Annotated in this window: 7 protein-coding genes, 1 tRNA gene and 1 other RNA gene; all 9 read left to right on the forward strand. The window is 35.4% G+C overall.

Annotated features, from left to right (window positions below):
* The first annotated feature begins 87 nt into the window (after positions 1-87).
* The 9 genes from HMPREF3239_RS01000 (at position 88) to recR (ending at position 8,500) form a co-directional block, all read left to right on the forward strand.
* A tRNA-Ser gene (locus tag HMPREF3239_RS01000) sits at positions 88-180 on the forward strand.
* Between the two features lie 191 nt (positions 181-371).
* Positions 372-1,820 (forward strand): PTS system trehalose-specific EIIBC component, encoded by a 1,449-nt coding sequence (treP, locus tag HMPREF3239_RS01005; RefSeq protein ID WP_070854406.1) that lies wholly within the window; start codon positions 372-374, stop codon positions 1,818-1,820.
* Positions 1,821-2,070: 250 nt separating this feature from the next.
* A complete protein-coding gene (gene treC / locus HMPREF3239_RS01010; RefSeq protein WP_070854407.1) occupies positions 2,071-3,705 on the forward strand; it encodes an alpha,alpha-phosphotrehalase in 1,635 nt (544 codons plus the stop codon).
* A 21-nt stretch (positions 3,706-3,726) separates the two neighbouring features.
* Positions 3,727-4,452 carry a trehalose operon repressor gene (gene treR / locus HMPREF3239_RS01015; RefSeq protein WP_070854409.1) on the forward strand — a complete coding sequence of 242 codons (726 nt, stop codon included), beginning with the start codon at positions 3,727-3,729 and terminating at the stop codon, positions 4,450-4,452.
* 91 nt (positions 4,453-4,543) lie between these two features.
* Positions 4,544-4,813: signal recognition particle sRNA large type (gene ffs / locus HMPREF3239_RS01020), an RNA gene on the forward strand.
* Between the two features lie 303 nt (positions 4,814-5,116).
* Positions 5,117-5,644 carry a GNAT family N-acetyltransferase gene (locus HMPREF3239_RS01025; protein WP_070854411.1) on the forward strand — a complete coding sequence of 176 codons (528 nt, stop codon included), beginning with the start codon at positions 5,117-5,119 and terminating at the stop codon, positions 5,642-5,644.
* 68 nt (positions 5,645-5,712) lie between these two features.
* On the forward strand, positions 5,713-7,425 hold the full coding sequence (gene dnaX, locus HMPREF3239_RS01030; RefSeq protein ID WP_070854413.1) for a DNA polymerase III subunit gamma/tau: 1,713 nt from the start codon (positions 5,713-5,715) through the stop codon (positions 7,423-7,425).
* Between the two features lie 155 nt (positions 7,426-7,580).
* The gene (locus tag HMPREF3239_RS01035; protein ID WP_001213992.1) at positions 7,581-7,898 is read left to right on the forward strand and encodes a YbaB/EbfC family nucleoid-associated protein; all 318 of its coding nucleotides are present in this window, start codon (positions 7,581-7,583) and stop codon (positions 7,896-7,898) included.
* A gap of 5 nt (positions 7,899-7,903) precedes the next feature.
* Positions 7,904-8,500, forward strand: coding sequence for a recombination mediator RecR (gene recR, locus HMPREF3239_RS01040; protein ID WP_053030221.1), 597 nt, complete (start codon positions 7,904-7,906; stop codon positions 8,498-8,500).
* The last annotated feature ends 381 nt before the right edge of the window (positions 8,501-8,881 follow it).

Below are 8,881 nucleotides of genomic sequence, written 5' to 3' on the forward strand. Positions count from 1 at the left end.
AAAATAAAAATGAATAATTTTACATTTTGACTATAAAAGTGATTGACTTCCAATGAACCGTGGTATATGATATTTATTGTGTTCATTGGAGGAATACCCAAGTCCGGCTGAAGGGATCGGTCTTGAAAACCGACAGGGCCTTAACGGGCCGCGGGGGTTCGAATCCCTCTTCCTCCGCCATTATAATTAAAATCCAAGACTAATAAATATAAAAAAGACAAGTACTCAATGTTTAATATGTTGAGTACTTGTCTTTTTTATTGCATTTAGCGTCCATTCTAGAATAAAAATTAAACAATATTATGAAAGCCTTTACAAAACTTGTCTAGACAAGTTATACTTGGGTTATTAAAAATAAGGGAGTGAAAGGCGTGGCTGTAAAAAGAAAAGATGTGCAGGATATCGTCAAAGCAATAGGTGGGCAAGAAAACATTGAAACTGCAACGCATTGTGTTACACGACTGCGTTTAGTGTTAAAAGATGACAATCAAGTTGATAAAGATGCATTAGACGATAATGCACTTGTTAAAGGTCAATTTAAAGCGGATAACCAATACCAAATCGTTATAGGACCTGGTACCGTGGACGAAGTGTATAAACAATTTATTCAAGAGACAGGTGTAGCAGAATCCTCAAAAGATGAGGCAAAAGCTGCTGCAGCGAAAAAAGGCAATCCTTTACAACGACTTATAAAACTATTGGGAGATATCTTCATTCCGATTTTACCGGCATTAGTTACAGCAGGTCTCTTAATGGGGATTAATAATTTACTTACTATGGAAAAATTATTTGGCCCTAAACCACTTGTTGAACAATATCCTCAGTTGGGTGATATATCGAATATTATTAACGTCATCGCAAGTACAGCGTTTATCTTTTTACCAGCGTTAATTGGTTGGAGTAGTATGAAAGTGTTTGGTGGTAGTCCAATATTAGGTTTAGTACTTGGACTTATCCTAATGCATCCACAGTTAGTTTCACAATATGACATTGCTAAAGGCCATATTCCGACATGGAATCTTTTTGGGCTTGAAATCAAACAATTAAACTATCAAGGCCAAGTCTTACCAGTTTTAATTGCAGCCTATGTCTTATCACTCATTGAAAAAGCACTAAATAAAGTTGTTCATGACTCAATTAAAATGTTAGTTGTCGGACCAGTAGCATTACTGGTCACTGGATTCTTAGCATTTATAATTATTGGTCCGATTGCACTTGTGATAGGTACTGGAATTACTGGTGCAGTTCAATTTGTCTTCGAACATGCTGGTTGGTTAGGCGGTGCGATTTATGGATTCTTCTATGCACCACTTGTTATTACGGGATTACACCATATGTTCTTGGCAGTTGACTTCCAATTAATGGGAAGCAAACTGGGCGGTACATATTTATGGCCAATCGTTGCAATATCTAATATCTGTCAAGGATCGGCAGCGTTTGGAGCGTGGTTTATCTATAGACGACGCAAAATGGTAAAAGAAGAAGGTTTAGCCTTAACTTCAAGTGTATCAGCATTTTTAGGTGTTACAGAACCTGCAATGTTTGGTGTGAATTTACCGTTAAAAGTACCTTTCTTTGCTGCTATTTGTACATCAAGCGTTTTAGGTGCTATTATCGGTGCTAAAAAGGTATTGGGTAGTGTCGGTGTAGGTGGTGTTCCAGCCTTCATTTCAATTCAAAGTGAATTTTGGTTTATTTATATGCCGGTTACATTACTTGCTGTGGTAATACCAGCTATTTTGACAATTGTCTTTGCAAGATTTACAACAATTAAAGCTAAGAAGATGGTTGAAAACCCTGAAGAAACAGCAGCTAAATAAATTTACAAATAAAGACGTTGAAATATAAAATGCTATTTTGCAATTTTGCAGTAGCTGACTGAACTGAGTGGGCATTTAAATCAAGTTTTTTCGGTTCTAGTCATTCTTACAGGCGGGCTCTGCAGAGAGAATTTCATAAAGAAATCTTACAAGTTAAGCAAACTGGGAGGGGGATAACGAATTCGAAAAAATTCTATCCCACTCCTTTTAAATCAAATTAATACGATTAATAAGCGAAAGGTGAGTATACATGGCACAAAAAGATTGGAAAAAGTCTGTCGTTTATCAAATTTATCCCAAATCATTTAACGATACAACAGGTAATGGTGAGGGAGATTTAAAAGGAATTATTGAAAAATTAGACTATATTCAATATTTAGGTGTTGATTACATTTGGTTAACACCTGTTTATGAATCGCCGATGAATGATAATGGTTATGATATTAGCAATTACTTGAAAATTAACGAACGCTTCGGGACGCTAGAAGATTTTGAAACATTAATCAGTGAAGCACATAAGAGAGACTTAAAAGTCATGATAGATATTGTTATTAATCATACATCTACAGAACATGAATGGTTTAAAGAAGCGATCCGTTCGAAAGACAATCCGTATCGTGATTATTATTTCTTTAAACCATCACAAGATGGACCTCCAACTAATTGGGAATCGAAGTTTGGTGGTAATGCTTGGCAATACGACGAGAAGACAGATGAATATTATTTACATTTATTCGATGTCACACAAGCTGACTTAAATTGGGATAATGAAGCAGTGAGACAGGCTTTATATGATGTTGTTAACCACTGGATTGAATTTGGTGTAGATGGTTTCCGCTTTGATGTAATTAATCTTATTTCTAAAGGTGAATTTAAGGATTCTCCTAAAATTGGAAAAGAGTTTTATACTGACGGACCACATGTACATGAGTATCTACATGAACTCAATCGTCATACATTTGGAGATAAAGATATGATGACGGTAGGAGAAATGTCATCAACAACCATTGATAATTGTATCAAATATACAAAATCTGACCGACAAGAATTAAGTAGTGTCTTCAACTTCCATCATCTAAAAGTAGATTATGTTGATGGAGAAAAGTGGTCAAATGCGAAATTAGACTTTTTAAAACTAAAAGAAATATTGATGGATTGGCAAGTTGGAATATACGAAGGTGGCGGATGGAATGCGATTTTCTGGTGCAATCATGATCAACCACGCGTTGTATCTCGTTTCGGTGATGATTCTACAGAAGAAAATCGACAAGCAAGCGCTAAGATGTTAGCTATTGCATTGCATATGTTGCAAGGTACACCATACATTTATCAAGGTGAGGAAATCGGTATGACGGATCCGCACTTTGATTCTATTCAACAATATCGTGATGTTGAGTCACGTAATGCCTATGATAACTTAAAAGAACAAGGTATAGATGAAAGTGAAATTTTAACTATTCTAGGGCAAAAATCACGTGACAATTCTAGAACACCTATTCAATGGACATCAGGTGAGCAAGCAGGTTTCACTTCTGGTGCGCCTTGGATTGATATACCAAACAATGCGCAATATATTAACGTAGAAGCAGCAATTGAGGACAAAACATCCGTACTACACACGTATCGCGAACTGATTCGATTGCGTCATGAACATGATATTATCACTTATGGTGACATCGAGCCGTTATATATGGAACACCCACACTTATTCATGTACCGCCGAAATTATGATGGTCAAACATGGCTCGTGGTTGCTAACTTTTCAAAAGAAGCAGTAAAATTACCTGAAGACATCAATAGACAAGGAACAGTTATTATTCAAAATGGCACAATAGAAAATGGTGAAATATCTCCATTTGGTGCAATTGTCATTGATGTTCAATAGATTGATGTAATGGAGAAGGACATGGCAACACAAAAATTCATAACGATATATGAACAACTCAAACAACAAATATATGAAGATGTATATACCAATGGACAACAACTTCCGTCAGAACATGAATTGGTAACACGATATGGCACATCGCGTGAAACTGTTCGAAAAGCACTGGACTTGTTAGCAAATGATGGTATGATTCAAAAAATTAGAGGTAAGGGCTCTATTGTTATTGATCAAGGTGTTACGGAGTTCCCATTTTCAGAATTAATTAGCTTTAAAGAAGTGCAAGAAGAACTGGGTTTGAAACATGAAACTGAAGTACTCATTAACGAACGGATTAAAGCCAACTCGGTACCTTATGTTAAAACGCAATTGAATCTTAAGGGTGATGAGGAACTGATTCATGTTGTACGTACAAGAAGTATCAATCATAGAGTGAAGATTTTAGATGAAGACTACTTTTTAGCTTCAATCGTTCCGGGCATTACGAATTCAGTAGCAAAAGATTCTATTTATCATTATTTAGAAACACAATTAGAATTAGATATCAGTTATTCAAGCAAATCGATTACGTTTGAGCCTTTTACTGAAAGTGCCTATGATGTTTTCGGTAAAATACAACCACCATATACTGCAACAGTGAGAAGTGTCGTTTATTTAAATAACACAACGCCATTCCAATATAATGTGTCGAAGCATTTAGCAACAGAATTTAAATTCCAAGAATTTTCAAGACGACATAAATTATAAGATGGCATCAAGCTATTTTTGAGTCGATGATATGGAGAATTAAAACTTTACACTTGCAATAGGAAGAACGTTTATAGTATTATAAAACTTACCGTGCTAGGTGGGGAGGTAGCGGTTCCCTGTACTCGAAATCCGCTTTATGCGAGACTTAATTCCTTTGTTGAGGGTGTGTTTTTGTGAAGTCTGCCCGAAGCACGTAGTGTTTGAAGATTTCGGTCCTATGCAATATGAACCCATGAATCATGTCAGGTCCTGACGGAAGCAGCATTAAGTGGATCCTCATATGTGCCGTAGGGTAGCCGAGATTTAGCTGTCGACTTCGGTAACGTTTGTGATACACACTCGATTCGAAGGTGCACGGTTTTTTAATACGTTAAATTAACCGAAATAAATCAAATTTTTAGTATAAATTTAAAAGAGAGCCTGTAATATAAATAATGTAATGATGCTACTTTGCGAGTTCGCAGTAGCTGTCTAAATTGAGAAGGCGCTTAAATCAAGCATTTCTCAGTTCTAGTCATCCTTGAGGGGGTGGGACAACGAATTTAAACAGAATTCTGTCCTGCTCCCATTTTTTTGTATAAAATATAGATAAATAAAAACGGGAAAGCGATATGTCCAAGTGTCGAACGAAGAACACTTTGACGCATTAGAGGGGGTCAATATGCGATTATTCTTAAGTACATTAACGGAAATGGATTATAGCGAAACTTTGAATAGAATAGAATCAAGTTATGATGAGAAACATCAAGGTGCTGGTCAAAGACAACGTGCACTCATTTCAAAATTACGTCAAGCAGCGAATTATAATTATGGACTCGAAGTCATTGCTAAAGATGAATCGGGCGATATTATAGGACATGTCATGCTTAGCGAGATTAATTTGAATGCTGGAAACCAGCGTTACAAAGCACTAGAATTAGCGTCCCTTATAGTTGAACAGCCATATCGTAATGAAGGGTTGGGCAAAGCCTTAGTCCAAGCTGTTGAAGAACGCGCGAAATCACAACACTATACGACTATCATTGTGGGGTGTTGTCCAGAGTATTTCGAAGGGTTAGGTTATGAATCGGCAGACAAACATCATATTTTCTCAAAAGAAACAGATGCGTCTATGTTACGTGTTAAATTTCTATGGGATCAACTGGATGATTATCCACATGGTATTGTGCAAGACGCAGATATGACATAATAAATTCATTGATAATAAGGCGATAATGCGTGATATAATGTAGAGTAATTGTTAACGGAGGTGCGGATGTGAATTATCAAGCTTTGTATCGAATGTTTAGACCCCAAAGCTTTCAGGATGTTGTGGGGCAAGAACATGTAACTAAGACGTTACGAAACGCCATTTCCAAAGGTAAACAATCACATGCCTATATCTTTAGTGGCCCTCGTGGAACTGGTAAAACGAGTATTGCTAAAGTGTTTGCTAAAGCAATAAATTGTTTAAATCCTCAAGATGGCGAACCATGTAATGAATGTGCGATTTGTAAAGGTATTACGCAAGGTACGAATGGCGATGTGATTGAGATTGATGCTGCAAGTAATAATGGTGTAGATGAAATTAGAAACATTAGAGATAAAGTTAAATATGCGCCTAGTGAGTCGAAATATAAAGTATATATTATTGATGAGGTGCACATGCTAACAACTGGTGCGTTTAATGCGCTATTAAAAACACTCGAAGAACCACCGGCACATGCTATTTTTATTCTTGCTACAACTGAACCACATAAAATCCCGCCTACGATTATTTCGCGAGCGCAACGTTTTGACTTTAAAGCGATAGGTACAGAACAAATTACAGATCGCTTGCGCTTTGTAGCTGAAGAACAACATTTAGATTATGATAATGAAGCCCTTGAGTTTATTGCTAAAGCATCTGAAGGTGGTATGCGTGATGCGCTAAGTATTATGGACCAAGCTATCGCATTTGGTGATGAGCATCTTACACTACAAGATGTATTAGATGTAACGGGTAGTGTGGATGAAGCGGCATTAAATGAATTATTTAAAGACGTTGTTGAAGGAAATGTTAAAAATGCATTTACACGCTATCATCAATTTATTTCAGAAGGAAAAGAAGTAAACCGTCTTATTAATGATATGATTTATTTTGTTCGCGATACAATTATGAATAAAACGGTCGATAATCATGCAGAATTCGATGCGCTAATGAATTTTAATTTAGATACGCTTTATCATATGATTGATATCATTAACGATACTTTAGTATCGATACGTTTTAGTGTGAACCAAAATGTGCACTTTGAAGTGTTACTAGTAAAAATTGCTGAAATGATGAAATCACAGCCTGACACTGTAACAAATGTTGCGACAACACAAGTTGCGTCACAACCTAATAATGACGTGTTGTTACAACGTATGGAACAACTAGAAAATGAACTAAAAACACTCAAAGCTCAAGGCATCACTCCAGCAAATTCAAAACAGCATGCTACACAAACGAACACGCGTGGTAGACGTCAGAATAAAGGTACTTTCTCAATGACGAATATTGCTAAAGTATTAGACGAAGCAAACAAAGAAGATATTCAACTATTGAAGAAACACTGGCTAGAAGTAGTAGACTATGCGAAAAAGAATGATAAGAAATCATTGGTAAGTTTATTACAAAACTCAATTCCTGTAGCTGCTAGTGAAAAACGCGTATTAGTTCAGTTTGATGAAGAGATACACTGTGAAATTGTTAATAGAGATGATGAAAAACGAACTAGTATTGAAAATGTAGTGAGAAACATCATTAATAAGAATGTTGAAGTAGTGGGCGTCCCTTCAGATCAATGGATGAGAGTAAGAACTGAATATATTAATAGTAGAAAGCAACAAGATAAAGATAATCAAACAACACCAACTAATGGTGAAGAAAGTAAGCAAGACACAGATGTAGCACAGAAAGCCCGTGACTTATTTGGTGAAGAAACTGTTCATTTAATAGATGAATAATCCTTTTTGTTATATTAATAGTAAGAAGTTGATTTGAGTATAGGATTGTTGAATTGATTCTAGAAACAGAGATACATGACAATAAATATAAACGTATGTATAATAAAATATAAATTAATAGATAATGTCGATACATTCAAGGAGGAAATGATATTATGCGCGGTGGCGGAAATATGCAACAAATGATGAAACAAATGCAAAAAATGCAAAAGAAAATGGCTCAAGAGCAAGAAAAATTAAAAGAAGAACGCATTGTTGGTACTGCAGGTGGTGGCATGGTAGCTGTTACAGTTACTGGTCACAAAGAAGTTGTAGATGTTGAAATTAAAGAAGAAGCGGTAGATCCAGATGATATCGAAATGCTACAAGATTTAGTTTTAGCAGCAACGAATGAAGCGATGAATAAAGCTGACGAATTAACTCAAGAACGTTTAGGTAAGCACACACAAGGCTTAAATATTCCGGGAATGTAATATAGATGCATTATCCTGAACCTATATCTAAATTAATAGATAGTTTTATGAAACTGCCAGGCATTGGTCCCAAGACGGCTCAACGTCTGGCATTTCATACTTTAGATATGAAAGAAGACGATGTAGTCCAATTTGCTAAAGCCTTGGTAGATGTTAAACGTGAGCTTACTTATTGTAGTGTATGTGGTCATATAACTGAGAATGACCCTTGTTATATTTGTGAAGATAAGCAACGTGATCGCTCAGTTATATGTGTAGTTGAAGATGATAAAGATGTTATTGCGATGGAGAAGATGAGAGAATATAAAGGACTTTACCATGTACTACATGGCTCAATCTCTCCAATGGATGGAATAGGGCCAGAAGATATTAATATACCGACATTAATAGATAGATTAAAAGATGATGAGGTTAAAGAATTAATATTAGCTATGAATCCTAACTTAGAGGGAGAATCAACGGCGATGTATATATCTAGATTGGTGAAACCTATTGGAATTAAAGTCACTAGGTTAGCCCAAGGACTCTCAGTAGGTGGAGATTTAGAATACGCTGATGAAGTTACTTTATCTAAAGCAATAGCAGGAAGAACAGAAATGTAAAACATAGAGTCGCTATTAGCAAATTGATAGCAAATATAGCTATAACGGTTATATTTCAATTTGCAATAGCGTTTTTTTTAATTTGTTTTAAAAAAATGTAAATTTTTTAAAGTTTGTTATTCGAGTGATTAAAACGCATTAAAGTGGGTATAGAAAACGATATAATACGTATAAACGAACTATTTAATTATTATTATTAACTAAAGTTCGTTTATTAAGTGTTTTAGAACTTTTTACACTGGATAAAGTGTAATTTTTACTGTTGTTAAAATGGATAAATGCCTGTATAGTATATATTTGTTGAGCGGAACAAATCAACGAACATTAAAACACTTCAAAAATTAATAAAAAAAGTTATTGACTTTATTGTTGATAGCGAGT

This window comes from Staphylococcus sp. HMSC34C02, from assembly GCF_001838705.1.
Lineage (GTDB): Bacteria > Bacillota > Bacilli > Staphylococcales > Staphylococcaceae > Staphylococcus > Staphylococcus borealis.

Coding starts and splice junctions, on each gene's coding strand:
- treR (WP_070854409.1), top strand. CDS start 3,727: ATGGCAACACAAAAATTCATAACGATATATGAACAACTCAAACAACAA.
- HMPREF3239_RS01035 (WP_001213992.1), top strand. CDS start 7,581: ATGCGCGGTGGCGGAAATATGCAACAAATGATGAAACAAATGCAAAAA.
- recR (WP_053030221.1), top strand. CDS start 7,904: ATGCATTATCCTGAACCTATATCTAAATTAATAGATAGTTTTATGAAA.
- HMPREF3239_RS01025 (WP_070854411.1), top strand. CDS start 5,117: ATGCGATTATTCTTAAGTACATTAACGGAAATGGATTATAGCGAAACT.
- treC (WP_070854407.1), top strand. CDS start 2,071: ATGGCACAAAAAGATTGGAAAAAGTCTGTCGTTTATCAAATTTATCCC.